This window comes from Microbacterium pygmaeum (genome assembly GCF_900100885.1).
Lineage (GTDB): Bacteria > Actinomycetota > Actinomycetes > Actinomycetales > Microbacteriaceae > Microbacterium > Microbacterium pygmaeum.
The window spans coordinates 1,349,273-1,372,245 of sequence record NZ_LT629692.1 but is presented as its reverse complement, the minus strand read 5'-3'; the positions used below and the strand labels follow the sequence as shown (position 1 = coordinate 1,372,245).

Genomic DNA, 22,973 nt, shown 5'->3' with positions numbered 1-22,973 from the left:
GCACCCCGGGACCTCGGTCCCGCACGAAGGAGGATCGACTTGATCGAACTGCTCACCATCTCCCCGCTGGAAGTTCTCGCCACGATCATCGCGACGATCGCGATGTACCTGGTGATGGTGGTGCTCATCCGGGTGCTCGGGCAGAGATTGATCGCGTCCCTGTCCAGCTTCGATGTGGCCGCAGTGGTCGCGTTCGGCGCGATCATCGGGCGCGCGTCCCTGGGCCAGGAACCGAGGCTGATGACCGGTGTCGTCGCGTTGTGCACGCTGGTGTTGATTCAAGCGGTGGTCGGAGCGATCCGATCGACGGCATTCGGCGCGCGGGTCGTCGCGGTCAAACCGGTCCTGCTGATGGCGGGCTCGACTCCGATCGAGGCGAACCTGCGCCGCTGTCATATCTCGCACGCAGAGTTACGATCCCGCATCCGTCTGGCTGGTGTGGGTCATCCCGACGAGATCGCCGCCGTCGTGTTCGAGCCTTCGGGGACGGTCAGCGTGCTTCGCGCCGGCATCCCGCTGTCGGATGACTTGTTCGTCGATGTGATCGGCGCTGAGCACCTGCGTCAGCCCTGATTCGTCCGCGGGAGTGGGATCGGCGCCGTCAAGCATGGGCCGACTGGTCGGGGTCGCGTGGTGGGGGGTCGCCGATGCGGGCGAGGTTGATGTCGTCGATGCCGTCGCTGTTCATGTCGGCGATACGTGCCTTGCGGGCATCCCACCGCAGGGTCATCGCGGCAAGGACGGCGGCCAGGACACTGGCGACCAGGATGGCGAACTTCGCGTTCGCCTGGTGGTCGCCGGTGGGAAAGGACAGTTCGGCGATCAGGAGAGAAACGGTGAAGCCGATCCCGGTGAGGAGACCGACCGGGAGGAGGTCGCGGATGCCGATCCCGTCCGGCAGCCGCAACGGTGTGGTCTTCGTCACGACCGCGGTCACGCCCAGCACTCCCGTGAGCTTGCCGACGACCAGCGCAACGATCACTGCGATCGCCACGGGGTCGCCGAGGGCGGCGAGGATTCCGTTCTCGCCTGAGAGGGACACTCCGGCGGCGAAGAAGGCGAACACCGGCAGCGCGAACCCCGACGAGAGCGGCCGGACGGTGTGTTCGAGCTGTGTAGTGCGGGAGGTGGGTTCGCCGCGAATCGGGCGGGCCGAGACGCTGAAGCCCAGGAGGACACCGGCGATGGTCGCGTGCACCCCTGAGGAGTGCATCAGCGTCCAGGCGATCAGCGCGAGCGGGATCAGGAACCACCAGCGCATCTTCCTCGCGCGGACCGCGACCGCGAACAGGGCTACAGCGGCGAAGGATCCGAGCAGCATCCAGACGTTGACGCCTTCGCTGTAGAACACCGCGATGATGACGATCGCCAGCAGGTCATCGACGACCGCCAGCGTGAGCAGGAACACGCGCAGCGCGACCGGAAGGCCACGGCCGAAGATCGCCAGCACGGCGAGGGCGAACGCAATGTCCGTCGCCGTCGGGATCGCCCAGCCATGCAGCGCCGATTCGGGGCCGAGGACGCCGATGATCACGACATAGAGCAGTGCGGGGACCGCCATCCCGCCGACAGCTGCCAGGACCGGAACTCCGGCTTCTCGAGGATTGCGGAGACTGCCGGCGACGATCTCCTGCTTGAGTTCGACACCGACGACGAAGAAGAAGATCGCCAGGAGGCCGTCTGCCGCCCACGCCGACAACGGCAGGTCCAGATGCAGCACCGCCGGCCCAACGACGAGGTCCGACAACGCCTCGTACCCGCCCTGCCACGGCGAATTCGCCCAGATCAGCGCCAGCGCAGCGGCGCCGATCATCACAGCGCCGCCGACCACATCACCGGAGACCCAGGCGAGCAGTCGCGACCATCGAGACGGGGGGGCGTGCGTGTCCAAGCGGAGATCCTTCCAGCGGGTACGAGTCCCGCCGGCCTCGCCAGCGGATTCGCCGACCAGACTTCCCGGCACTCCAACGATCAGCTTATAGAACAGCGCACGGCATTTCAGACCGCGATCCAGGGTGTGGTGGTGCTGCTTCGTACGCAGAGATATTGACGTGGCGCACCGGCACGGCCACCGATGAGTGCGACAGGTAGCGTGGATCGAGTGAGCATCGAGACCTATATCGCCCTGCTTCACGAGGGCCCCACCCCGACCGATGACGCAGAGCCCGTCCTCTGTCCGCTCCGACCAGACGGCACCCCCAAGCCGGAGATCGACCACCACGGTGTGGTGTACCAACTCCTGGACACACCGACCGGTCCTGGCGCGTACGACTACATCCGCCGCTCTGCGGAGTAGCGGGACCCACCCGACGGATCGCCCGCAAACCGTGATCAGGGAGCACCACGACGTGCTGATCGCCGCACGGACGCGCGTGATGGACAACCTGTTGTCTGGCGCCAAAGCGCTCGTCCACGCCCCTCGGCACCGAACGGGCATGCAACTCCCGAACGGGCACGGTCGAGCGTTGCACAGCGTGCCCGCTCGGGGCGAACATGCCCGCTCGGGGCGGCTGGGCGGCGGGCGCGGGGCGGCGGGGCGGCGGGCGCCGAGCCTACGACGAAACCCGCAGGCCCTGCATCCCTCCGTCGACGCCCAGCAGCGTCCCCGTCGTTGACGACGAATTGGGCGAGGCGAGGTAGACGATCGCGTTGGCCACTTCCGCAGCCGTGACGAGACGGCCCATCGGCTGACGAGCGCGCAGCGCGGCGGCCGCGGCGTCAGGGTCTTCTGCGGCCTCGAGGATCCGCCCGACCCAAGGGGTGTCGGCCGTGCCGGGCGTGACGGCGTTGACGCGGATGCCCTCGCGAACGTGGTCGGCTGCCATCGCCAGCGTCAGAGCGGCGACGGCTCCCTTGCTCGCGGAGTACAGCGCCCGGTTCGGCAGCCCGGCGATGCCGGCGATCGAGCATGTGTTGACCACCGCCGCGCGAGACGACTGCCGCAGGTGCGGAAGCGCCGCACGCGTGACCCGCGCGATCCCGACCACGTTGACGTCGAAGACGCGGTGCCACTCGTCGTCGTCGTTGGCCGCGACATCGCCCGACGCGCCGATCCCCGCATTGTTGATCACGATGTCGAGCGATCCGTAATGGTCGACCACGGCCGAGACGGCGGCGTCGACCTGGGCGCTGTCCGTGACGTCGCACACCGTGCCGAAGAAGGCTGCCGGCACTCCGTCGAGACTGCGATCGAGCACGGCGACACGCGCACCCCGCTCTTCCAGCAGCACAGCGGTGGCGGCTCCGATTCCGCTGGCACCTCCGGTCACGATCGCGACGGCTCCGTCGAATTCCGGCATGTCACTCCTTCCTGTGGCTTCCCGGCTGCGACACGCGCGCGCACAGGCGTTTCAGTGCGATTCACGGCCGACCTTCTCGCCGCTGCCGCCGACCAGGAAATCGAGGTCGGCGCCGGTGTCGGCCTGCATGACGTGGTCGATGTAGAGCTTCGCCCAGCCGCGAACGGGCGCCGCGTACGCGGCCTCGCTCGCGGGCGTCTGGCTGCGAGTCTGCAGCTCGTCGTCGGTGACGTCGAAGCTGAGCACACGGTTCTCGACATCGATGGTCACGATGTCGCCGGTGCGGATGAATGCGAGCGGGCCGCCCGCGGCGGCTTCGGGTGCGACGTGCAGGATCACGGTGCCGTAGGCGGTGCCGCTCATGCGGGCGTCGCTGATGCGCACCATGTCGCGCACGCCGTGCTGGAGAAGCTTCTGCGGCAGGGGCATGTTGCCGACCTCGGGCATTCCCGGATACCCGCGCGGGCCGCAGCCGCGCAGCACCAGCACCGAGTCGGCGGTGACGTCCAGGTCGGGGTCGTCGATGCGTTCGCGCATGTCCTCGATCGAATCGAACACGACCGCAGGACCGACGTGCTGGAGCAGCGCCGGGGTGGCCGCGGCGGGCTTGATGATCGCGCCGCGCGGCGCGAGGTTCCCGCGGAGCACGGCGATGCCGGCATCGTCCATGAGCGGAGCGTCGCGTGGAACGATGACGGTGTCGTCGTAGACGGGTCGGTCACTGAGGTAGTCCACGAGCGGCCTGCCGGTCACGGTGATCGGCTCGGGGTGGAAGAGGTCCTTCACCTGCGTCAGCAGGGCGAGCACTCCCCCGGCCCGGTAGAGGTCGTCCATCAGGAAGACGCCGCTGGGCTGGAGGTTCGCCATCACCGGGACGCCCGCGCCTGCGGCGTCGAAGTCATCGAGGGTGAGGTCGATCCCGAGCCGGCCCGCGATGGCGAGCAGGTGCACGACCGAATTGGTCGACCCGCCGACGGCGGCGACTGCGATGATCGCGTTCAGGAAGGACTCTTTCGTCATGATGTCGCTGGGCTTCCGGTCAATCCCGACCATGTCGACGATCAGCCGGCCCGTCTCGTGCGAGAGCGACAGCAGCCGCGCGTCGGCGGCGGGCGTGCCGGCGAAGCCCGGGATCGTCATGCCCAGTGCTTCGGCGACGACGGCCATCGTCGAGGCGGTGCCCATCGTGTTGCAGTGCCCCTTGCCGCGGATCATCGACTGCTCCGACGCGAGGAACTGCGCCCCGGTGATCTTGCCCGCACGAGCCTCTTCGCTCAACCGCCAGACGTCGGTGCCGCAGCCGAGCGCCTCGCCCCTGAAGTGGCCGGTGAGCATCGGTCCCCCGGGCACGACGACGGCCGGGATGTCCACGGATGCCGCGGCCATCAGCAGCGCGGGGATCGTCTTGTCGCAGCCGCCCAGCAGCACGAGCCCGTCGATCGGGTTGGCGCGGAACATCTCCTCCATCGCCATCGCGGCCATGTTCCGCCACAGCATCGCGGTGGGCTTGACCTGGGTCTCGCCGAGCGAGACGACGGGGAGGTTGTAGGGCACGCCGCCGGCGGCCCACACGCCGTTCTTGACGCTGTCGGCGACCTCGTTCAGGTGCATGTTGCACGGCGTGAGATCAGACGCGGTGTTCGCGATCGCGATCTGCGGCTTGCTCCCGTCGAGCGAATCCTCGGGGTTCCCGCGGCGCATCCACGCGCGGTGGATGTAGGCGTTGCGGTCGCTGCCCTCGTACCAACCAGCGCTGCGGAGATGATTCAACATCGAACCCCTTTTCCATCAGATTGAATGGTCCGCTAATATTCTGAATTATGCCACGGCAGTGCACACGACCTGAACGCCGGCGATGACCACGATTGGTGCAGACGTTTCGCAGGCCTCGTGGGCTGCATCCGTCGGATCCGACCTGAGCATCCTCGCCATCACCACGACGCAGGAGGGCCTGACGCAGTGGACGGATGCCTCGGGCGCGATCTTCCTGGCCGACCCGCACGCGTCCGGGCTTCCGGTCCCCCGTTGGCGCGGCAACACGACCACCCCCTTCTGGTTGCACGAGAAAGAAGCACATTCATGAGACTTGTCCGCATCGGTCCCGCGGGTGCCGAGACCCCAGGAGTCCTGATCGACGACGACACGTTCGTCGACCTGTCGGATGTCACCCGAGATTTCGACGAAGCGTTCTTCGGCTCCGGCGCGCTGCGCACGCTTGCCGACGTCGTCGCCGAGCGGGCCGCCTCCGGTCGGACCGAGCCGGTCGGCGATCGCCGCTTCGGGGCTCCCATCGCTCGACCCCATCAGATCCTCTGCATCGGTCTCAATTACAGCGACCACGCGGCTGAGACCGGCCAGGCGGTGCCGAGCGAACCCATCCTGTTCACGAAAGCGCCGAACACGCTCATCGGTCCGAACGACGACGTGCTCATCCCGCGCGGATCCGTCAAGACCGACTGGGAGGTGGAGCTCGGCATCGTGATCGGCAGCCACTCGTCGTACCTGCGCGACGAGGAGGAGGCCGCGGCGGCCATCGCCGGCTATGTCCTCGTGAACGACGTCAGCGAACGCGAATGGCAGACCGAGCGCGGAGGTCAATGGACCAAGGGCAAGTCGGCGCCGACCTTCAACCCGGCCGGCCCCTACCTCGTCACGCCCGACGAGATCGGCGACGTGCTCGACCTCGACATGTGGCTCGACATCGACGGCGCGCGCCGCCAGGACGGCTCCACGTCCACGATGATCTTCAATCCCACGTTCATCGTCCACTACCTCAGCCAGTTCCTGGCCCTCGAGCCCGGCGACCTGATCAACACCGGCACTCCGCCGGGTGTCGGTATGGGCATGTCGCCGCAGGTCTTCCTGCACGGCGGCGAGACCATGACGCTCGGCATCACGCGCCTGGGCACGCAGACCCAGCACGTGATCGCCCACCCCGCAGCGGCGAGTTGATGAGAGCGCTGGTCGTCACCGCTCCCCGTCGAGCCGAGGTTCAGGATGTACCGGACCCGGTCCCGGCCGCGGGGGAACTGCTGGTCGACGTCGAGCGTGTGGGGGTCTGCGGAACCGACGTCGAGCTGTACACCGGCGAGATGGCGTACATCGAGCAGGGCCACACGCATTTCCCCTTGCGGCTCGGTCACGAGTGGACCGGCCGCGTCTTCGCCGTTGGCGACTCCACCGACGACTGGTGGCTCGGGCGCAGGATCACCGGCGACACGATGCTGGGCTGCGGGCACTGCTCGTACTGCGCCGCCGGTCATCATCACGTCTGCCCCGACCGGTACGAGGTCGGCATTCGCGGCGACTGGCCGGGGGCGCTCGCCGAGAAGCTGATCATCCCCACCCGGTTCGCATACGAGATCTCCGAGCACGTCAGCCTCACGGCCGCCGCGCTCGTCGAGCCGGGCGGAAATGCGCTGCGCGCCGTGCGAGCAGCGAACATCGAACCCGGCCAGAAGGTGCTCGTGCTCGGATCGGGGACCATCGGACTCCTGGCCGCGCAGTTCGCGCTCGCCGAAGGCGCCGAGGTCCACGTGGGCGGCGTCCGCGGGGGATCCCTCGCGCTCGCCCGCTCCCTCGGTGTGCCGCACACCTGGCAGCTCGACGACCTCACCGCCTCGGCATCCGACAGGTTCGACGCCGTGATCGAGGCGACCAGCAACGACACCATGCCCGCAGAGTCGGTGCGCCTCGCCAAGCCGGCGGGGCGCGTCGTCTTCATCGGCCTGTCCTCAACGCCGAGCCTTGTGGACACCCGCGACATTGCCCTGAAGGACATCACGGCAGTCGGGATCCTGTCCGCCTCGCCGGGTTTGGCCGGCGCGATCGAGAGCTTCGCCAACGGATCCGTGGTGCCCGACCCCATCGTCAGCGAGGTCGTCTCTCTCGAGGACGTGCCCGCCCGATTCGAAGGGCGCCGAGGCGCGGATGCGGGACCAGGACCGAAGGTCCACGTCGATCCGCGACTCACGACCTGAGATGAACACGGGGGAAGGATGAGCGAGGTGAACCCGCCGAGCCCGGCGGAGAACTCCGAAGAGAGACTCGTCGGCGCCGACCGCGTCATCGCGGTCTTGACCGAGCTCGCCGACCACCCGCTCGGCGTCACGCTCGACGAGCTCGCGAGCACGCTGCACAGCTCCAAACCCACGGTCCACCGGGCCCTCGCGACGCTGCGCCGCGCGGGCCTGGCGGACATGACCGGGCGCGGGGTCTACGTCCTCGGGGATGAGTATCTTCGCCTCGCGTTCCGCAACCTGGACGGGCGACCGGAAACCGCCCGCATCCAGCCCCTTCTCGAAGAGCTCGCCGCAACGTGCGGCGAAACGGCCCACTACGCGGTGCTGTCCGGCACCGACATCGTGTACCGCGCGAAGATGGATCCACCGCAGGGTGCCGTGCGGCTCACCTCGGTGATCGGCGGCCGCAACCCCGCGTACCGGACCGCCGTCGGCAAGGCGCTGCTGAGCGGCCGTCTGACGAGCGTGCAGGAGGTCAGCGACTGGTTCGGCCCGTTCCCTCTGGAGCAGCGCACCGCCAACACGCTGACCACTCCCGAGCAGCTGCTGCGTGAACTCGAGATGACCCGCCGTCGCGGTTTCGCCGTCGACGACGAGGAGAACGAGGTCGGTGTGAACTGCCTGGCCCTTCCGGTGCATCTCGACGGCTCGGAAATCCCGTCCGGGGCGGTCAGCATCAGTGCGGTCCGCTTCCGCTGCTCCCTCGATCAGCTCGTCGATGCGGTGCCCGCCATTCGAGAGACGATCGCGCGACGGCTCGGGGGCGGCGCTGTCCGTTAGCCATCGACGTTATTGAACTCTTCGGTTCATCGTGCAATAGTGAACCAAATAGTTCATCTTCGGAGGCCTCCATGTCCCGCTCATCCTGCGTCCTGCTCATCGGCGCCGTCCTCGCCACTCCGCTCTTCGTCGCCCTGTGGGCTGCACAGGCCTTCAGCCGCGAGGGCTTCAGACCCACCTTTCACCCGATGAGCCTCCTGAGTCTCGGCGATCTCGGCTGGGTTCAGATCGTCAACTTCCTGGTGACCGGAGCACTCGTGATGGGGGGCGGAGCGGCGCTGGGGCGAACACTCGATGCCGGACACCTGACCCGGTGGGCGAGCATCTCGATCGTCCTCATGGGCACTGGTCTGCTGGTCGCCGGCATGTTCGTCACGGATGCCGGCGCGGGCTTTCCTGCCGGCGCTCCCGAGGGCGTGCCGGCGATGAGCTGGCATGGCGCCGTGCACGAGGTGGGGTTCCTCCTGACGCAGCTCGCCTTCCTCGCGGTGACTGTCCTCCTCGCGGTGCGCTTCGGACGCAGCCGTCAACGCGGGTGGATGACGGCGAGCATCGCCGCCCTCGTGCTCGCGGTGCTCATCGCCGCGGTCGGCGATCCTGAGACCCTCGCCATCCGGCTCGTCCTCAGCGCGGCCGTCGAGCTCGGATTCGTCTCAGTACTCGCTTACGGCGCGCTCCGCCGTCGCGTGCGGTGACCCGAGCGATCAATCGGGAGCGATCGGAAACCGGAAACCCTTGTCGTGGGGTCGCAGTCGCCTGCCCTCCTGGATGCGCCGGAGAAGGCGGACGAGGGCGCCGGTGGATGCTGCGGTCAGGCCGACCTCGTAGCACTTGATCTGAAATGCATGGACATCGACCGGCATCCATCGGCGCGGCACGTTCATCATGTCGGCCTTGATTCGATCTTCTTCGCGCCAGTCGAGGTTCCCGGTCGGTGCAGCCTTCTGCCCGACGTGTTCCACGATTTGGGAGACCCCACGCGGGAGATCCTTCGCCGGCATTTCCGAAACGTACACCTCGCGGGCACCGGAAGGCGACCCTCCAGCCGATTGAAGGTAGCGGGGTGCAGGTGCGCGGGCATAGCCGATCGACGATATTGCGCTCCCGAGCCAGGCACATTCACAGCCCCGCGATGACAACTCGGCGGATCTTGGAGTTTCCTATGCGGCACTGCGGGTGCGCCCTACGTTGAGGATTGGCTCATTTCGGGCTGTGCTCCCCCGCATCTCTGGGGATGAGAAGACGGTTCCCATGGAGCCCCACACGTCCACTCGCACCAGGCAGGCTCCTGCCCGGCGTCCCTATCGAGCAGGCGCTGCCGCCTTGCTCACCATCGGTCTGACGGTGGCGGGTCTGACCGTCGCCATCCCCGGTGCCTACGCGGTCACCTCCGTCGGACTCGGCACCGCCGATTCGTACGTCGTGCTGGGCGCGGAATCCGTCACCAACACCGGGCCGAGCACGCTCGGCGGAGACCTGGGGGTCTATCCGGGCACGTCGATCACAGGTTTCCCGCCGGGGAAGGTCGTCGGTGGAACGACCCACACGACCGACGCGCATGCGCAGCAGGCGCAGATCGACCTGACCACGGCGTACAACAGCGCGGCCGCACAGGCCCCGGACATGACCGTCAGCGTGCTGGACGGCCTCACCCTCGTCGAGGGCGTCTACTTCTCGGCATCGACCGTCGCTCTGACCGGAACGCTGACGCTGGACGGCCAAGGCGACTCCTCGTCGGTGTGGGTCTTCCAGGTCGGCTCGGAGCTGACGACCGCCTCCAGCAGCGTCGTCGCACTGATCAACGGTGCGCAAGCGTGCAACGTGTTCTGGAAGGTCGGCAGTTCGGCCACCCTCGGCACGGACTCGGAATTCGTCGGAACAATCATGGCGCTCACCTCGGTCACGGTCACCACCGGTACCACGGTCGAGGGCCGGGCGCTTGCGCGCACCGGTTCAGTGACACTCGACAACAACGTGTTCACCGACCCGCGGTGCGACGACGGCGAGCCCGGCCCGGCCGGCCCCCCGGGAACGCCTGGAGAGCCTGGAACACCGGGTGAGCCCGGCGCACCCGGAACCCCCGGCGCACCCGGAACCCCCGGCGCACCCGGAGAACCCGGCGCACCCGGAGAACCCGGAACCCCCGGAGAGCCGGGAACGCCTGGGACACCGGGAGCTCCCGGCACCCCTGGTGACGACGGCGCACCCGGAACCCCCGGAGCACCCGGCACCCCCGGAGCACCCGGCACCCCCGGTGACGACGGCGCACCCGGAACACCCGGCACCCCCGGTGACGACGGCGCACCCGGAACCCCCGGAGCACCCGGCACCCCCGGAGCACCCGGCACCCCCGGTGACGACGGCGCACCCGGAACACCCGGCACCCCCGGTGACGACGGCGCACCCGGAACCCCCGGAGCACCCGGCACCCCCGGAGCACCCGGCACCCCCGGTGACGACGGCGCACCCGGAACACCCGGCACCCCCGGTGACGACGGCGCACCCGGAACCCCCGGAGCACCCGGCACCCCCGGAGCGCCCGGCACCCCCGGTGACGACGGCGCACCCGGAACACCCGGCACCCCCGGTGACGACGGCGCACCCGGAACACCCGGCGCACCCGGTGACGACGGCGCACCCGGAACCCCCGGCGCACCCGGAACCCCCGGTGACGACGGCGCCCCCGGTGCACCGGGAACCGCCGGCCCTGCCGGACCCGCCGGCGCACCCGGCACTGCCGGCCCTGCCGGACCCGCCGGCCCCTCCTCGGGCGCAGGCCCCGCGGTACAGGACACGTCGACGAGCACGGCAACACGCAGCTCGACCCGCGACACCCTCGCAGCGACCGGCAGTGATGGATCCAGCATGTGGATCCTGATCTCGGCACTGGGGCTCTGCGCAGTCGGCGGAATCCTGGTGTGCACAATGGCGGCACGGCGCCGCCTCGCGCACCGCAGCTGATCCAGCACCTCGAACGCGTCGCCCGCGCACCTGCGGGCGGCGCGTTCTGGGCGTGGCCGTCGCGAGGACGTGCAAGGATACGCCGGGTGTGAAGCAGAGTCCATCCCGAATGACTTCGCGCACACACCCGCGAGGGTTGGCAGTACACCAATCCCCCGGAGGCAAGACATGTACTTCCATCTGCAGAATCTGATCAATCCCATCGAGCAGGACGAGCCGGATCCCGCGGCCGCGAACGCCCTTCAGGAGGGCCTGGGCGGGCAGTTCGGCGAGATGCGAACGATGATGCAATACCTCTTCCAGTCGATCAACTTCCGCGGCCCTTCGGCGAAGCCGTATAAGGACCTGATCCAGGGCATCGGCACCGAGGAGATCAGCCACGTCGAGCTCATCGGCACGACGATCGCACGGCTGCTGGACGGCGCCCCGGGCTATCACGGCCGCAAGGGCGACCCGATCGACAAGCCCGGCCTGGACGGCGCGACACCGCTGAGCATCGCCCTGGACCACGGCAACATCCACCACTACCTCGTGGGCGCACAGGGCGCCCTTCCGGTGGACGCGGCGGGCAACCCGTGGCTGGGCAGCTACGTGTACAACTCGGGCAATCTGGTGCTGGATCTGCTGTACAACCTGATGCTGGAATCCACCGGCCGCCTGCAGAAGTGCCGGCTGTACGAGATGACCGACAACAAGACGGCGCGTTCCACGATCGCCTACCTGATCGTGCGCGACCAGGCACACGAGAACGCCTATGCGAAGGCACTCGAGACCCTCGGGGTCAACTGGAAGGGCACACTGCCGATCCCCAAGACCAACGCCGAACGCTTCCCCGAAGTCAAGCGGCTCGTCGACCTCGGCCTGCAGGGCAAGCAGTTCTCCTTCGACCTGGGCGATCAGTCCGAGGCGGGAAAGATCTTCCAGGGGATGTCGCCGTCGGGCGACGGCACGCAACTGGATGCCAGTGAGCAGGCGCCCGCCGGAGTGCCCATCGAGATCGCGGTGGAGCGACCTGAGGAGTTCTCACCCGGTGCGGACAAGGACCTCATCGCCCTGATCGAGGCCACCGCCGCCATGGAGATGGCCGACATCGATGCGACGTTCGGAAAGCTCTCGACGGACTAGTCGGCGCGCGTGAGCAGGTGGGCCGGCATCGCCAGGGCCAGACTGACCGCCAGGATGCCGCCGACGAACACCGGCCCCTGCCACGCCGTCAATGAGAACGCGAACCCGAAGAGGAACATCCCGCCGATGAACAGGACGAACGAGACGACGAAGGCCAGGACGGTGCTCATAGTGGAAGTTTCCTCGACGGGGCGGCGAATGGCAAGTTGACGGCGAGCCGTCAGCCCGCAGGGTTGAGGACGACCTTGATGCAGCCGTCCTCCTTCTTCTGGAACGTCTCGTACAGTCCGGGCGCATCCTCCAGCGGGGCGTGATGGGTCACCAGATCCATCACACCCAGCGGGTCTGCCGGGTCCTCGACGAGCGGCAGCAGCGTGTCGATCCACCGCTTGACGTTGCACTGCCCCATCCGCAGCGAGATCTGCTTGTCGAACATGGTCTTGAGCGGAAGGATGTCGGCGTCGCCGGCGTAGACGCCGCTCAGGGAAACCGTCCCGCCACGGCGGACCAGGTCGATCGACGCGTAGACGGCGGCGAGCCGGTCCATGCCGGCGGTGTCCAGGACCTTCTGGGCGAGCGGGTCGGGCAGCAGCCCGACCGCGCTCTGCGCGAACTTGACGCCCGGGTTGCCGTGCGCCTCGAGGCCCACGGCATCCACCACGCCGTCCGCCCCGCGCCCGTCGGTGAGGTCGCGCAGTTCCTCGATGACCGTGTCAGTCAGGTCGTACGTCAGCACGCCGTGCCGCTCGGCCATCTCCCGCCGCGCGGGTTCGGGGTCGACGGCGAGCACGCGGTAGCCCAGGTGCACGCCGACGCGCGCGGCGAACTGCCCGACCGGGCCGAGTCCCATCACGGCGAGCGTTCCCTCATCGGGCATGCGGGCATAATTGACCCCCTGCCAGGCCGTCGGCAGGATGTCGCTGAGGAACAGGTAGCGGTCATCGGGCAGGTCATCGCCGACGCGGACGTGGTTGTAATCCGCGAGCGGCACGCGGAGGTACTCGGCCTGGCCGCCCGGCACCTGTCCGTACAGCTTGGTATAGCCGAACAGCGCGGCACCGCTGCCGTACTCGCGCACCTGGGTCGTCTCGCATTGGGACTGGAGCCCGCGCCGGCACATGAAGCAATGCCCGCACGAGATGTTGAACGGCACGACCACGCGGTCTCCGACCGCCAGCTGCGTGACATCGGCGCCGACTTCGACGACGACACCCATCGGTTCATGGCCGAGGATGTCGCCCCTGTCGATGAACGGCCCGAACAGCTCATACAGGTGGAGATCGGAGCCGCAGATCGCGGACGATGTGATCTTCACGATCGCATCGGTCGGCTCGACGATGACCGGATCGGAAACCTCTTCGACCGTGACCTTGCGCTTGCCCTGCCAGGTGAGTGCCTTCATCGACTGATCCCGATACCGTCGATCGTTCTCAGGCCTCGACGTCGCCGCGCCAGGCGCCGGTCTCGCTGCCCTGCTTCTCGATGAACTCCTTGAAGTTCTTGAGGTCCTTCTTCACCGCGTGTGATCCGGCACCCACGAGCGAGCCGACCTTCTCGAGGAATCCCTCGGGCTCCCAGTCCAGCTGCACGGTCACCCGGCTGGTGGTGTCGCTCAGCTTGTGGAACGTCACGACGCCCGCGTGCTCGGTGTCTCCGCCGATACTGTTCCAGGCAACGCGCTCGTCCGGGTGCTGCTCGGTGATCTCCGCATCGAATTCGCGCTCGACAGGACCGACCTTCACCTTCCAGTGCGTGTGGGTCTCATCGGTCTGGGTGATCGACTCGACCTCATCGAGGAAGTGCGGGAAGCTCTCGAACTGGGTCCACTGGTTGTAGGCGGTGCTGACGGGGACGTCCACGTCGATGGTCTCGATGATCTGTGCCATGGGAAGCTCCTGCTCATAGGGGGATGTGTTCCCTCCCATTCAGCCGGACGCGGCGGATCGGACGAAGGGGTTGACATCCCGTCACGCGCGACCCTGCAGGATCATGTGCCAGTACACCCAAGGCAGAATGTGCCGGTCGAAGACCCACGTGAGGCGGCGCTCGCGAGCCAAGCCCTTCCAGAACGGGACGCTCGGGACCGGCCGATACTGATCGTCGAACTCCGCGAACACCACGGTCGACCGCGAGACCGTGAACGGACAGACCGAGTAGCCGTTGTACCGCTCGGGCATCGGCTCGCCCCGCAGCACCGCCACGAGGTTCTTCGCGAGCGTGAGGGTCTGCTTGCGCAGCGCTCCGCCGGACTTCGAATTGAGGGTAGCCGCTGCGTCACCGAGTGCCCACACGTTTCCGTGCCGCGGGTGGCGTAGGGTGTACGGGTCCACGTCCACGAATCCTGACGCGTCCGTCAGGCCGCTGCCGACGAGCCAGTCCGGCGCGGACTGCGGCGGTTCGACGCTGAGCAGGTCGTACGAGAGCGTCTCACTGCCGCGCACGGGATGCTCCGTGACGATCGTGCGGCTCGCGGCATCCACCGATCCCAGCGTCGTCTGCGTCCGCAGCGTGATGCCGTACTCCGCGATCTTCCGGTTGAGCTCCCGGTCGATGTCTGGCATGCCGAACACGGTCTCGTCGGGGACGAGCATGACGACCTCGATGTCGGACAGGATGCCGCGGGCACGCCAGTAGTCGCAGGCGAGGTACATCGGCTTCTGGCCTGCCCCGGCGCACGAGGCGGGACCCGCGGGCTGGCTGAAGACCACCGTGCCGCGGGTGATGTCGCGCAGGCGGGCGGAGGCCTTCTGCGCGAGGTCGAACTCGTAGTTGGAGATGCCCTCCGGAGTGCGCATCGCCTCGGCAAGGCCGGGGATGCCGTCCCAATCCTTCTGGATGCCGGGACAGATGATCAGGTGGTCGTAGCCGACGACCGAGCCGGATGCCAGCGTGACGGTGTCGGCGTCGGGATCGATCGAGGTGACAGCATCCTGGATCCATTCCACCCCCTTCGGGGTGACCGACCTCTGGCTGCGCACCGCCTTGCTCGCCGGCGCGGTCCCGCCCGCGATGTGGGAGAAGATCGGCTTGTACAGATGCTCGGTGCGCGGCTCGATGACCGCGATGTCCTTGACCCCGAGTCGGCGGAGCCTGCCGGCCACCGAGAGACCGGCGTTGCCGCCTCCGATCACGAGCACGCTGTGGGAAGTCGGACGTCGGGCGGCGTCGGTTACCGGCATGGCACGGTCCTTACTGACTCAGGATGGTGAGTCGATCGTGACCCGGTCTTTGCCGGATCCCTTGGAGCGGTACATCGCTCCGTCTGCTCGCGTGAGCAGGTGTTCGCTGGTCGGACGCGGGTCCTGCCCAGGCTGGTAGGTGCTGACGCCGGCGCTCATCGACACGTGGATCGGCGTCCCGTCGATCACGAGCGCTCGGCGCGTCAGGTTGAGAATGCGATCGGCGATCGCCGCGGCAGCGGTGAGATCAGCGGCGGTGCACAGCACCACGAATTCATCGCCGCCGATGCGGGCGACGACGTCGTCGCTGCGGACCCCCGCGCTGAGGCGGACGGCGAGCTCGTGCAGCACCGCGTCGCCGGTCGCGTGCCCCCAGCGATCGTTCACCGACTTGAATTCGTCGACGTCGAGGAACACGATCGACAGCGGCTCGCCGCTTTCCTGCGCATCATCGAGTGCGGCGTCGATCCCGCGCTGCAGCAGTTCCCGATTCGCGAGGCCGGTGAGCGCATCGTGCAGGGCGAGATGCTCGAGCTTCCGCTGCAACCGAACGCGCACCAGGGTCTGCGAAGCCTGCCGGCCCAATGCGCGCTGCAGCTCGAAGAAGTGCTCGTCGAAGTCGCGGCGCCGGCCGAAGAAGCAGACCAGCACGCCGAGGTGGTCGGCGTCGTTGGTCAACGGGGTGATGCTGAGCGACTCGAGGCGGGCGTTGCGCATGCCGGCGGCCAGCAGCGGATGCTCCACCTCGACGTCATCCGCGTGGACGACGATCTCGGCGAGCGTGTTGCGCAGCGAGTCGATCGGGGGCACGGTGCCGGCCAGGGGATTGACGCCCGCCACCGCCTGGAGAAAGCCTTCGTCGTCGCGCAGCAGCACCGTCGTCTCAGTCGCGTCGAAGGCGACGCGAGCGACGTCGGCGAAGGCTCGTGCGACATCTTCGTCGCTGACGCTGACGCCGAACAGGCTCGACACGTCCTGCAGGACGCGGACGCGCGCCTCGGATGATTCGGCCGACCGTCGCGCCCGCAGCAGCTCGCTCTCGTATTCGAGTCGATCGGTGGCGTCGAAGATCGCGGTGCGGATCACGGCTGGTTCCTCATCGGCCAGGAGCACTGAATTGATCAGCACCGGCAATGCCGAGGCATCCGCTCGGCGCAACGTGAGCGCGACCTCCTTGACCGCGCCGCGCAGGTGCAGGATCTGCGTGTGCCGCGTCTCGAAGAAGATCTGACTGCCGGCGTCGAGCAGGGACGTGAAGGGCCGGCCGACGATGTCCTCCGCGGGGTAGCCGGTCCACGCGGTCAGCGTGTCGTTGACGTTCACGACGATGCCCGCCGGTGTGGTGCTCACAAGTCCGCAGGGGGCCTGGCGGTACAGCTTCTCGTAGTCCGCGGCGTTCATTCGAGGTGGGCGCGGATTGCTTCCGCGAGCTCGTCCGGACCGGACAGGTTCGGGATGTGCCCCGTCGTGCGCAGCACCTGGAGGCTGCTGTCCGGGATCATGCGGTGCACGTACTGGCCGACCTCGAGCGGCGCGATCGCATCGTCGGTGGACTGCAGCACGAGCGTGGGCACGACGACCCGCGACAGGTCTGCGCGGTTGTCGGAGAGGAAGGTGACGTGCGCGAAATGACGCGCGATGTCGGGGTCGGTGCTGCAGAAGCTCCGCGTGAGCCGATCGCCCAGCTCCGGCCGGTCGGCGTTGCCCATCATCATCGGCGCCGTGCTCGCCGACCAGCCGAGGTAGTTCGCATCGAGCGCGTCGAGCAGCCCCGTGATCGCGGCCGGCTCGAAACCGCCGTGATACGCGTCGTCGTTGACGTAGCGCGGCGAGGGCCCGACCAGGATCAGCGAACCGAAGCGCGACGGATCTCGGTTGGCCGCCAGGACGCCCATCATCGCGCTCACCGAATGTCCGATGAAGACGACGTCACTGACCTGCAGTGCGGCGAGGATCTCGAGGATGTCGTCGGCGTAGCCGTGCAGCGAGTCGTACTTGCCGCGGTCGTAGGCGGAGAGGTCCGAGTCGCCGGCGCCGACGTGGTCGAAGAGCACCACGCGGTAGTCCTGCTCGAACTGCGGGGCGACCAGATTCCAGGCGGCTTGACTGCACCCGTATCCGTGTGCGAAGACCAGCACGCGACCGGCGGGATTGCCGCTGACCGTCACATTGTTGCGGCGGAGAACGCGCTCCGTCGTCGTAGCAATCACTGATTCTCCCGAAGAACGACGCATCGCCGTGTGCGAGACGGACCCAGGGGAAATCGTAATCGATCCACGACGAGGTGGTCGCGACGCGACTGCTGAGCGGACTATACGCTCATCTCACGGGCGGTGTGGGGACTTGTCCGGGTTCGATCGAAGGTTCCAGATAGAAGCATGCCTGATCTGACGACTCTGTCCGCTGAGCTCGACGCGGCGCTGTTCAGGCACGAGATCTACGCCGTGTACCAGCCGCAGGTCGACCCGCTGACGGGGGTCGTCCTCGGCGTCGAGGGGCTCTGTCGGTGGAGTCGGTCCACCGGAGAGGCCGTCGGGCCGGACGTCTTCATTCCACTGGCCGAGGAGAGCGGCGTCATCCACGGGGTGGGCAGGTTCATGCTCGACGAGTGCCTGACCCAGATCGAGCGGTGGCACGGGCAGCAGCATCCCGTCGACGTCGCTGTGAACGTCTCGCCGCTGCAGCTGGCCACCGACGGATTCCCGGACTACCTCATCGAGCAGCTCGCGGCGCACGACGTGCCCGCAGCACCACTGACGCTCGAGATCACGGAGTCCGTTCCCGCGCTGGAGATCGCCCAGATCGTTCCGAGGTTGCGGATGCTGCGCGCGGCCGGTGTCGGGGTGTCGCTCGATGACTACGGGGCCGGCCACGCCTCGCTGTCGCAACTGAACATGCTGCCGCTGTCGGAGGTCAAACTCGACCGCTCGCTGATCCAAGCCGCCGACGAAGCCTCGGGGCGGATTCTCTGGGAAGCGGTGGAGCGGGCTCGCGACCTGGGGTTGCGTGTGGTCGCAGAAGGTGTCGAGACCGATGCCCAGTTGGATCTGGCGCGGAACCTCGGCTGCGATCGAGTACAGGGTTACCTGTTCGCAGCCCCGATGGGCGTCGACGACGTTGACACCCTGCTGGCCGCCTGAGGTCAGATCTCGGGATATTCCGCCACGGGGGCGGGTACGTCTTCAGGGTTCTCGCCGCCCACGTCGATGCGTGTCCACACCACGGGCATGCCCGGCGAGAAGAGGATGTCGATACCCGGGCCCGAGCGCAGCGGCGGGATGTTGACGTAGCCGCCTCCGGCGCGGATCGCATCGAGGATCTTCTCGCGCAACTCGGTGACCGGGTCCGGCAGGAAGTAGTCACGGCCATCGACGGTGAGCCTGTTGATGCTTGTCATAGCGACCTCTCGTAATGCCATCCCGCCCGCTACGGGCGCGGGCTGGTCTTCCCCGTGTCTGCGACGCCCGGCTCCGGAACCAGTTCCAGGCCTCCAGGGCTGTTGGCCGTGAGCATGAGCTCTTCGATCCACGCGCGGTTCAGCGCCGGCTCGCGGCCGCCGTAGAACTCGAACTGCAGCGGAATCGCCGGGTGCAGCCACAGCGAGCTGCGCCCGCTGCCGTAGGCGGCATCGAACTTCCACGAGAACGAGAAGCTCTCCGCACGCCGCAGCTTGGCGATCATGACGATGCGCAGATGCGCGAGCGCCCGGTCCTCGAACTCCACCGACCACGTCGGTGCGCCGTAGATCAACTTTCCCACTGAACCTCCCATAGCCCTCGGACAGTCTGTCATGGCCGAGCGGCCGCTCCGTCAGGCTTGCGCACGGCGGCGCAGACAGATAGGAGCGCGGCCGCGTCAACCCCTTGCGCGGGTTCCCCCGCATCACAGACCCTCCGTATCACCCGGTGACCGGGAGCCGGTGTGTCGTAACTCCTCCTCCACATCCGGCGCACTCCCACAGAGCACCGCGGAATTCCGGAGTCGGCATGCACGGTCACCCGCCTTCAGGCGGAGTTGTGACACACCTCGGGCCGCAGCGCGTCTTAGGCGTACTGGCCCGGCGACACCGGCAGGCGCTTCGTGCCGAGGCATCCCATCACCCAGCGGTCCAGCCGCTCATAGGCGATGTCGCGCGCGTCGGGACGGGACAGGAAGATGTCATGGAGCGCACCGGGGATCCGCTCGACGGTCACCGAACTCCCGAGCCGGAGAGAGGCCCGCGCGATGTCGTCGACGACCAGCACCGTGTCGGCGCGCGTCAGCTCGTCCGACCATCGGCTCGGCACCGCCGACTTCTCGGAGAGCAGCACACACACCGGCTCCTGGATGTGCAGCCCGGCCGCCACCCGCGTGTGCCCGGCGAGGATCGCGCTCAACCAGCCGGCGTGGACGGCCATCGTCTGTTCAGGACGCCACTCGAGGTTGACGTCGAGATCCTCCCCGCCGCGCGCCTCGCGCTGCGCGCGCGTGTAGAAGCCGAAGTCGACCTGCGGCAACGTGTCCAGTGGCCGCAGCCGCGCCTGCAGCCCCACCATCGGCGCGACGGCGGTGCGTGCCACAGCGTTCAGCTGGAACTCCAGCCACGGGCTGTTCAGGATCAGGGCGTCCGAGGCACCCGGGTGCCCGGCAGCCCACAAGCTGAGCACCAGCCCACCGGTCGAGTGCCCCAGCAGCACCAATCGCCGACCGTTCGATGAATCGTCGATGGTCCTGCCCATCGCGGCGAGCGCTGCGGCGATGTCCTCGTCGTAGGTGGCCAGATTCGTGATGTACCCGGGCGTCTGGCCGGGCCTCAGGCTCCGCCCGTACTTGCGCAGGTCCAGTGCATAGAAGTCCGCGCCGCGATCGGTCCAGTAGGCGGCGAGACTGCGCTGGAAGAAGTAGTCCGACCATCCGTGCACGTACAGCACGTCGATGTCGTGCAACGAGCGGTGATCTCCGAAGATCCCGCCCAGCGGAGCGGCGTGCGCGCGGCTGCGGACGAGCGTCGCGACGACCGGGCCCTGGTCGTCCTCACCGAGCGGCAGAGTCAGCTGCTCGAATGGCTCCCCGAGGACATCCGGCTGCCACTGATCGACCATGGCGATCAGCCTAGCCAGATCACCTTCACGTCGATGCGGGGCGTGAGGTCGCTACTCGCCGCGCGAGACGTCGATCATCACGTCGCGCGGCACGACCTTGATGCGGGCGCGACCGTGCGGCTCGCCGAGCCCGATCTCGTGCTCGTCGAGGCGGTGCCAGCCGTCCAAGTCGGTCCAGCGCACGCCGCGCTCGGCGAGCAGCGCCGGAATGGCCTCCTCCGACGGATCGGCCGGCTGCCACCATGAGCCCTGGTCGTTGATGAGGTGACGCACTGTCTCCATGGCGTCGGACTTCGTGTGGCCGATGAGGCCGACGGGTCCGCGCTTGATCCAGCCCGTCGCGTAGACGCCGGGGACCCGGTCGTTCGAATCCTTCCGCAGCGCCTGACCCTCGTGGTTGGGGATCACACCGTGCCGCTTGTCGAACGGCACACCCGGCAGGGGCGAGCCGAAGTAGCCGACCGCGCGGTAGATCGCCTGGATCGGGATCTCGCGGAACTCGCCGGTCCCGGTGACCCCGCCCGCGCCGTCGGGCCGCGTGCGCTCCCACCGGAACGCGCAGGCCCGACCCTCGTCATCGACGACGACCTCGTGCGGCTTAGCGTAGAAGTGCAGGTGCAGACGGCGCGACGCGGTGCCGCCGGCGTTGTTGACCGAATCCCGCTTGCGCCACGACTGCAGCACCCGATCGATGACGAGCACCTGCTTGTTGCTGGCGATCGCGGCCTTCGAGGCCTCGTCGTAGTCGAAGTCCTCGTCGTAGACGACCATGTCGACATCGCGAAGCTCGCCGAGCTCGCGCAGTTCGAGCGGAGTGAACTTCACCTGCGCAGGGCCACGCCGCCCGAACACGTGCACGTCGGTGACGGCGCTCTCGGCCAGGCCCGCGTGCACGTTGTCGGAGATCTCGGTGGGCAGCAGGTCCTCGGCGTGCTTGGCGAGCATCCGCGAGACGTCCAGCGCGACGTTCCCGTTGCCGATGACGGCGACGGATGCCGCATCCAGCGGCCACTCGCGCGGCACATCCGGGTGGCCGTCGAACCAGCTCACGAAGTCCGCGGCCCCGTAGGAGCCGACCGCGTCGATGCCGGGGATGTCCAGGTCGGTGTCGCGGATCGCCCCGGTGGCGAAGATCACCGCGTGATAGTGCTGCTTGAGGTCATCCAGCGTGATGTCTTCGCCGAACCGCACATTGCCGAACAGCCGGATGTCACCCCGATCCAGCACTTCGCGCAGGGCGGTGATGATGCCCTTGATGCGCGGATGGTCGGGCGCGACGCCGTAGCGAACGAGCCCGTACGGCGCAGGGAGCTGCTCGAACAGGTCGATGGACACGTCGAACTTGCGCTCGGCCTTCAGGAGGATGTCGGCGGCGTAGATGCCCGCGGGGCCCGCGCCGACGATGGCCAGCCGGAGCTTGGTCATGTGAATCTCTTTCTCGATTGTGCTCAGCTCGAGCGGTCGGCGACAGCCTGGGCGAAACGCGTCAGCGCCTCGCGCACGGCACCACGAGGCAATGCCTGAAGCGCCGCGACGGCCTCGTCCGACCACGCCCTGGCGAGGTCCAGCGTGTCCTGCGTGGCCCGGTGCCGCCGCAATTCGTCCAGCTCGGCATCCAGGATCGACGCGTCCTCACCCTGCGCGATGCGCTCGACACCCGCGTCGATGCGAGCACGGAGGTCGACGGATGCGGCATCCGTCAGCTGTCCCAGCACCAGATAGGGCATCGTCGGCACGCCTGCACGCAGGTCGGTGCCGGGCACCTTGCCGGTCTCGTCCGGATCGTCGGAGAGGTCGATGACATCGTCCAGGAGTTGGAACGCGACCCCCGCCTTCTCACCGAACAGCACGAGCGGCTGCTCGAGCTCGCGCGGTCCGTTGGCGAAGATGAGTCCGACCTGCGCGGCCGCGGCGATCAGCGAGCCGGTCTTGTCGGAGAGGACTTTCAGATAGTGCGCGACCGGATCCTCCCCCTCCTGGGGGCCGATCGTCTCGTGCATCTGCCCGAGCACGAGGCGCTCGAAGGTGTCGGCCTGGACGCGCGTCGCCCGCTCGCCGTGACGCGACATGATCTGGCTGGCCCGTGACAGGAGGAGGTCGCCGGTGAGGATGGCGATGTTGTTGCCCCACACCGTCTGGGCGCTGGGCACACCACGGCGCTTGTCGGCGGCGTCCATGACGTCGTCGTGGTACAGGGTGCCGAGGTGGGTGATCTCCAGCGCGCTCGCCCCGTCGATGACGTCGTCGGTGATGCCGTCGCCCAGCTGCGCGGTGATGAGGGCCAGCATGGGCCGCACGCGCTTGCCACCGGCCTCGTAGAGGTAGCGGCTGGCCGAATCGGCGACCGCGTCGGTGACGCTCAGTTCGAGCGCGAGGTTGCGGTCGACGCGCTCGAGCCCGGATTCGACCGCCGAGGCCAGCTTGCGGGATCTCGTACCGGCGAAAGTGCGGTCCGCGAGTCCCAGCTTGCCCGCGACGCGCGAGCCTGGCGCTGAGGGAGTCACCCGTTCAGCCTACCGGGGTCGG

Annotated in this window: 25 protein-coding genes; 10 read left to right on the top strand and 15 right to left on the bottom strand. The window is 68.1% G+C overall.

The window, feature by feature from the left end; all coding sequences use genetic code 11:
* Positions 1 to 114 precede the first annotated feature (114 nt).
* A complete protein-coding gene (locus BLT19_RS06335) occupies positions 115 to 573 on the top strand; it encodes a DUF421 domain-containing protein (protein ID WP_157681773.1) in 459 nt (152 codons plus the stop codon).
* Positions 574 to 601: 28 nt separating this feature from the next.
* Here BLT19_RS06335 and nhaA read toward each other — a convergent pair whose 3' ends face one another.
* Positions 602 to 1,891 carry a Na+/H+ antiporter NhaA gene (gene nhaA, locus BLT19_RS06330; protein WP_231917822.1) on the bottom strand — a complete coding sequence of 430 codons (1,290 nt, stop codon included), beginning with the start codon at positions 1,889 to 1,891 and terminating at the stop codon, positions 602 to 604.
* A gap of 210 nt (positions 1,892 to 2,101) precedes the next feature.
* Here nhaA and BLT19_RS17945 point away from each other — a divergent pair, with 210 nt between their 5' ends.
* Positions 2,102 to 2,296, top strand: coding sequence for a hypothetical protein (locus BLT19_RS17945; RefSeq protein ID WP_231917821.1), 195 nt, complete (start codon positions 2,102 to 2,104; stop codon positions 2,294 to 2,296).
* Between the two features lie 256 nt (positions 2,297 to 2,552).
* On the opposite strand, the gene BLT19_RS06325 is transcribed toward BLT19_RS17945, so the two are convergent.
* Positions 2,553 to 3,299, bottom strand: a complete 747-nt coding sequence (locus tag BLT19_RS06325) for an SDR family NAD(P)-dependent oxidoreductase (RefSeq protein ID WP_091487829.1) — start codon at positions 3,297 to 3,299, stop codon at positions 2,553 to 2,555.
* Between the two features lie 51 nt (positions 3,300 to 3,350).
* Positions 3,351 to 5,072, bottom strand: a complete 1,722-nt coding sequence (locus BLT19_RS06320; protein ID WP_091487827.1) for an IlvD/Edd family dehydratase — start codon at positions 5,070 to 5,072, stop codon at positions 3,351 to 3,353.
* Between the two features lie 82 nt (positions 5,073 to 5,154).
* Between BLT19_RS06320 and BLT19_RS06315 the strand changes: the two genes are divergently transcribed.
* The 5 genes from BLT19_RS06315 to BLT19_RS06295 all read left to right on the top strand — a co-directional run bounded on the left by BLT19_RS06315 (position 5,155) and on the right by BLT19_RS06295 (position 8,796).
* Positions 5,155 to 5,382 (top strand): hypothetical protein, encoded by a 228-nt coding sequence (locus BLT19_RS06315; RefSeq protein ID WP_091487824.1) that lies wholly within the window; start codon positions 5,155 to 5,157, stop codon positions 5,380 to 5,382.
* Positions 5,379 to 6,251 (top strand): fumarylacetoacetate hydrolase family protein, encoded by an 873-nt coding sequence (locus tag BLT19_RS06310; RefSeq protein ID WP_091487822.1) that lies wholly within the window; start codon positions 5,379 to 5,381, stop codon positions 6,249 to 6,251. The genes BLT19_RS06315 and BLT19_RS06310 overlap by 4 nt, the downstream gene beginning before the upstream one ends.
* Complete coding sequence (locus BLT19_RS06305) at positions 6,251 to 7,279, top strand: zinc-dependent alcohol dehydrogenase (RefSeq protein WP_091487819.1); 1,029 nt, start codon at positions 6,251 to 6,253, stop codon at positions 7,277 to 7,279. The genes BLT19_RS06310 and BLT19_RS06305 overlap by 1 nt, the downstream gene beginning before the upstream one ends.
* 27 nt (positions 7,280 to 7,306) lie before the next feature.
* On the top strand, positions 7,307 to 8,101 hold the full coding sequence (locus BLT19_RS06300; RefSeq protein WP_231917820.1) for an IclR family transcriptional regulator: 795 nt from the start codon (positions 7,307 to 7,309) through the stop codon (positions 8,099 to 8,101).
* A gap of 71 nt (positions 8,102 to 8,172) precedes the next feature.
* On the top strand, positions 8,173 to 8,796 hold the full coding sequence (locus BLT19_RS06295; protein ID WP_091487815.1) for a DUF998 domain-containing protein: 624 nt from the start codon (positions 8,173 to 8,175) through the stop codon (positions 8,794 to 8,796).
* A gap of 9 nt (positions 8,797 to 8,805) precedes the next feature.
* Here BLT19_RS06295 and BLT19_RS06290 read toward each other — a convergent pair whose 3' ends face one another.
* The gene (locus BLT19_RS06290) at positions 8,806 to 9,102 is read right to left on the bottom strand and encodes a hypothetical protein (RefSeq protein ID WP_157681772.1); all 297 of its coding nucleotides are present in this window, start codon (positions 9,100 to 9,102) and stop codon (positions 8,806 to 8,808) included.
* Positions 9,103 to 9,352: 250 nt separating this feature from the next.
* Here BLT19_RS06290 and BLT19_RS06285 point away from each other — a divergent pair, with 250 nt between their 5' ends.
* Both BLT19_RS06285 and BLT19_RS06280 read left to right on the top strand, forming a co-directional pair.
* Positions 9,353 to 11,062, top strand: a complete 1,710-nt coding sequence (locus BLT19_RS06285) for an ice-binding family protein (protein ID WP_091487809.1) — start codon at positions 9,353 to 9,355, stop codon at positions 11,060 to 11,062.
* 168 nt (positions 11,063 to 11,230) lie between these two features.
* Entirely contained in the window at positions 11,231 to 12,187 is a 957-nt protein-coding gene (locus BLT19_RS06280) for a manganese catalase family protein (protein WP_091487807.1), read from the top strand.
* Here BLT19_RS06280 and BLT19_RS17545 read toward each other — a convergent pair.
* The 6 genes from BLT19_RS17545 to BLT19_RS06255 all read right to left on the bottom strand — a co-directional run bounded on the left by BLT19_RS17545 (position 12,184) and on the right by BLT19_RS06255 (position 17,576).
* Positions 12,184 to 12,357 (bottom strand): hypothetical protein, encoded by a 174-nt coding sequence (locus BLT19_RS17545; protein ID WP_157681771.1) that lies wholly within the window; start codon positions 12,355 to 12,357, stop codon positions 12,184 to 12,186. The two genes, BLT19_RS06280 and BLT19_RS17545, sit on opposite strands and share 4 nt — an antisense overlap.
* Before the next feature lie 50 nt (positions 12,358 to 12,407).
* Entirely contained in the window at positions 12,408 to 13,589 is a 1,182-nt protein-coding gene (locus BLT19_RS06275; RefSeq protein ID WP_091487804.1) for an alcohol dehydrogenase catalytic domain-containing protein, read from the bottom strand.
* A 28-nt stretch (positions 13,590 to 13,617) separates the two neighbouring features.
* Entirely contained in the window at positions 13,618 to 14,073 is a 456-nt protein-coding gene (locus BLT19_RS06270) for an SRPBCC family protein (RefSeq protein ID WP_091487802.1), read from the bottom strand.
* An 81-nt stretch (positions 14,074 to 14,154) separates the two neighbouring features.
* Positions 14,155 to 15,366: an NAD(P)/FAD-dependent oxidoreductase gene (locus BLT19_RS06265; protein WP_091487799.1), complete on the bottom strand. Its 1,212-nt coding sequence runs from the start codon at positions 15,364 to 15,366 to the stop codon at positions 14,155 to 14,157.
* A gap of 18 nt (positions 15,367 to 15,384) precedes the next feature.
* Positions 15,385 to 16,767 carry a sensor domain-containing protein gene (locus BLT19_RS06260; protein WP_091487796.1) on the bottom strand — a complete coding sequence of 461 codons (1,383 nt, stop codon included), beginning with the start codon at positions 16,765 to 16,767 and terminating at the stop codon, positions 15,385 to 15,387.
* On the bottom strand, positions 16,764 to 17,576 hold the full coding sequence (locus tag BLT19_RS06255; protein ID WP_231917819.1) for an alpha/beta fold hydrolase: 813 nt from the start codon (positions 17,574 to 17,576) through the stop codon (positions 16,764 to 16,766). The genes BLT19_RS06260 and BLT19_RS06255 overlap by 4 nt, the downstream gene beginning before the upstream one ends.
* A 168-nt stretch (positions 17,577 to 17,744) precedes the next feature.
* Here BLT19_RS06255 and BLT19_RS06250 point away from each other — a divergent pair, with 168 nt between their 5' ends.
* Entirely contained in the window at positions 17,745 to 18,506 is a 762-nt protein-coding gene (locus BLT19_RS06250) for an EAL domain-containing protein (RefSeq protein WP_091487791.1), read from the top strand.
* 2 nt (positions 18,507 to 18,508) lie between these two features.
* Here the strand turns inward: BLT19_RS06250 and BLT19_RS06245 are convergent, their stop codons facing one another.
* The 5 genes from BLT19_RS06245 to BLT19_RS06225 form a co-directional block, all read right to left on the bottom strand.
* The gene (locus tag BLT19_RS06245) at positions 18,509 to 18,763 is read right to left on the bottom strand and encodes a hypothetical protein (RefSeq protein WP_091487789.1); all 255 of its coding nucleotides are present in this window, start codon (positions 18,761 to 18,763) and stop codon (positions 18,509 to 18,511) included.
* Positions 18,764 to 18,792: 29 nt separating this feature from the next.
* A complete protein-coding gene (locus BLT19_RS06240) occupies positions 18,793 to 19,125 on the bottom strand; it encodes a DUF7882 family protein (protein WP_091487786.1) in 333 nt (110 codons plus the stop codon).
* A 284-nt stretch (positions 19,126 to 19,409) separates the two neighbouring features.
* Positions 19,410 to 20,447, bottom strand: coding sequence for an alpha/beta hydrolase (locus BLT19_RS06235; protein WP_091487784.1), 1,038 nt, complete (start codon positions 20,445 to 20,447; stop codon positions 19,410 to 19,412).
* A gap of 51 nt (positions 20,448 to 20,498) precedes the next feature.
* Positions 20,499 to 21,872 carry an FAD-dependent oxidoreductase gene (locus BLT19_RS06230; RefSeq protein WP_091487781.1) on the bottom strand — a complete coding sequence of 458 codons (1,374 nt, stop codon included), beginning with the start codon at positions 21,870 to 21,872 and terminating at the stop codon, positions 20,499 to 20,501.
* 23 nt (positions 21,873 to 21,895) lie between these two features.
* Positions 21,896 to 22,951 (bottom strand): polyprenyl synthetase family protein, encoded by a 1,056-nt coding sequence (locus BLT19_RS06225; RefSeq protein WP_091487779.1) that lies wholly within the window; start codon positions 22,949 to 22,951, stop codon positions 21,896 to 21,898.
* Between the last annotated feature and the right edge of the window lie 22 nt (positions 22,952 to 22,973).

What these genes read in the sequence shown, in the direction of transcription:
- BLT19_RS17545 (WP_157681771.1), bottom strand. Translation starts at nt 12,357, where the DNA reads ATGAGCACCGTCCTGGCCTTCGTCGTCTCGTTCGTCCTGTTCATCGGC.
- BLT19_RS06285 (WP_091487809.1), top strand. Translation starts at nt 9,353, where the DNA reads ATGGAGCCCCACACGTCCACTCGCACCAGGCAGGCTCCTGCCCGGCGT.
- BLT19_RS06260 (WP_091487796.1), bottom strand. Translation starts at nt 16,767, where the DNA reads ATGAACGCCGCGGACTACGAGAAGCTGTACCGCCAGGCCCCCTGCGGA.
- BLT19_RS06325 (WP_091487829.1), bottom strand. Translation starts at nt 3,299, where the DNA reads ATGCCGGAATTCGACGGAGCCGTCGCGATCGTGACCGGAGGTGCCAGC.
- BLT19_RS06245 (WP_091487789.1), bottom strand. Translation starts at nt 18,763, where the DNA reads ATGACAAGCATCAACAGGCTCACCGTCGATGGCCGTGACTACTTCCTG.
- BLT19_RS06250 (WP_091487791.1), top strand. Translation starts at nt 17,745, where the DNA reads ATGCCTGATCTGACGACTCTGTCCGCTGAGCTCGACGCGGCGCTGTTC.
- BLT19_RS06270 (WP_091487802.1), bottom strand. Translation starts at nt 14,073, where the DNA reads ATGGCACAGATCATCGAGACCATCGACGTGGACGTCCCCGTCAGCACC.
- BLT19_RS06235 (WP_091487784.1), bottom strand. Translation starts at nt 20,447, where the DNA reads ATGGTCGATCAGTGGCAGCCGGATGTCCTCGGGGAGCCATTCGAGCAG.
- BLT19_RS06265 (WP_091487799.1), bottom strand. Translation starts at nt 15,366, where the DNA reads ATGCCGGTAACCGACGCCGCCCGACGTCCGACTTCCCACAGCGTGCTC.
- BLT19_RS06280 (WP_091487807.1), top strand. Translation starts at nt 11,231, where the DNA reads ATGTACTTCCATCTGCAGAATCTGATCAATCCCATCGAGCAGGACGAG.
- BLT19_RS06275 (WP_091487804.1), bottom strand. Translation starts at nt 13,589, where the DNA reads ATGAAGGCACTCACCTGGCAGGGCAAGCGCAAGGTCACGGTCGAAGAG.
- BLT19_RS06290 (WP_157681772.1), bottom strand. Translation starts at nt 9,102, where the DNA reads ATGCCGGCGAAGGATCTCCCGCGTGGGGTCTCCCAAATCGTGGAACAC.
- BLT19_RS06310 (WP_091487822.1), top strand. Translation starts at nt 5,379, where the DNA reads ATGAGACTTGTCCGCATCGGTCCCGCGGGTGCCGAGACCCCAGGAGTC.
- BLT19_RS06305 (WP_091487819.1), top strand. Translation starts at nt 6,251, where the DNA reads ATGAGAGCGCTGGTCGTCACCGCTCCCCGTCGAGCCGAGGTTCAGGAT.
- BLT19_RS06335 (WP_157681773.1), top strand. Translation starts at nt 115, where the DNA reads ATGGTGGTGCTCATCCGGGTGCTCGGGCAGAGATTGATCGCGTCCCTG.
- BLT19_RS06295 (WP_091487815.1), top strand. Translation starts at nt 8,173, where the DNA reads ATGTCCCGCTCATCCTGCGTCCTGCTCATCGGCGCCGTCCTCGCCACT.
- BLT19_RS06315 (WP_091487824.1), top strand. Translation starts at nt 5,155, where the DNA reads ATGACCACGATTGGTGCAGACGTTTCGCAGGCCTCGTGGGCTGCATCC.
- BLT19_RS06320 (WP_091487827.1), bottom strand. Translation starts at nt 5,072, where the DNA reads ATGTTGAATCATCTCCGCAGCGCTGGTTGGTACGAGGGCAGCGACCGC.
- BLT19_RS06230 (WP_091487781.1), bottom strand. Translation starts at nt 21,872, where the DNA reads ATGACCAAGCTCCGGCTGGCCATCGTCGGCGCGGGCCCCGCGGGCATC.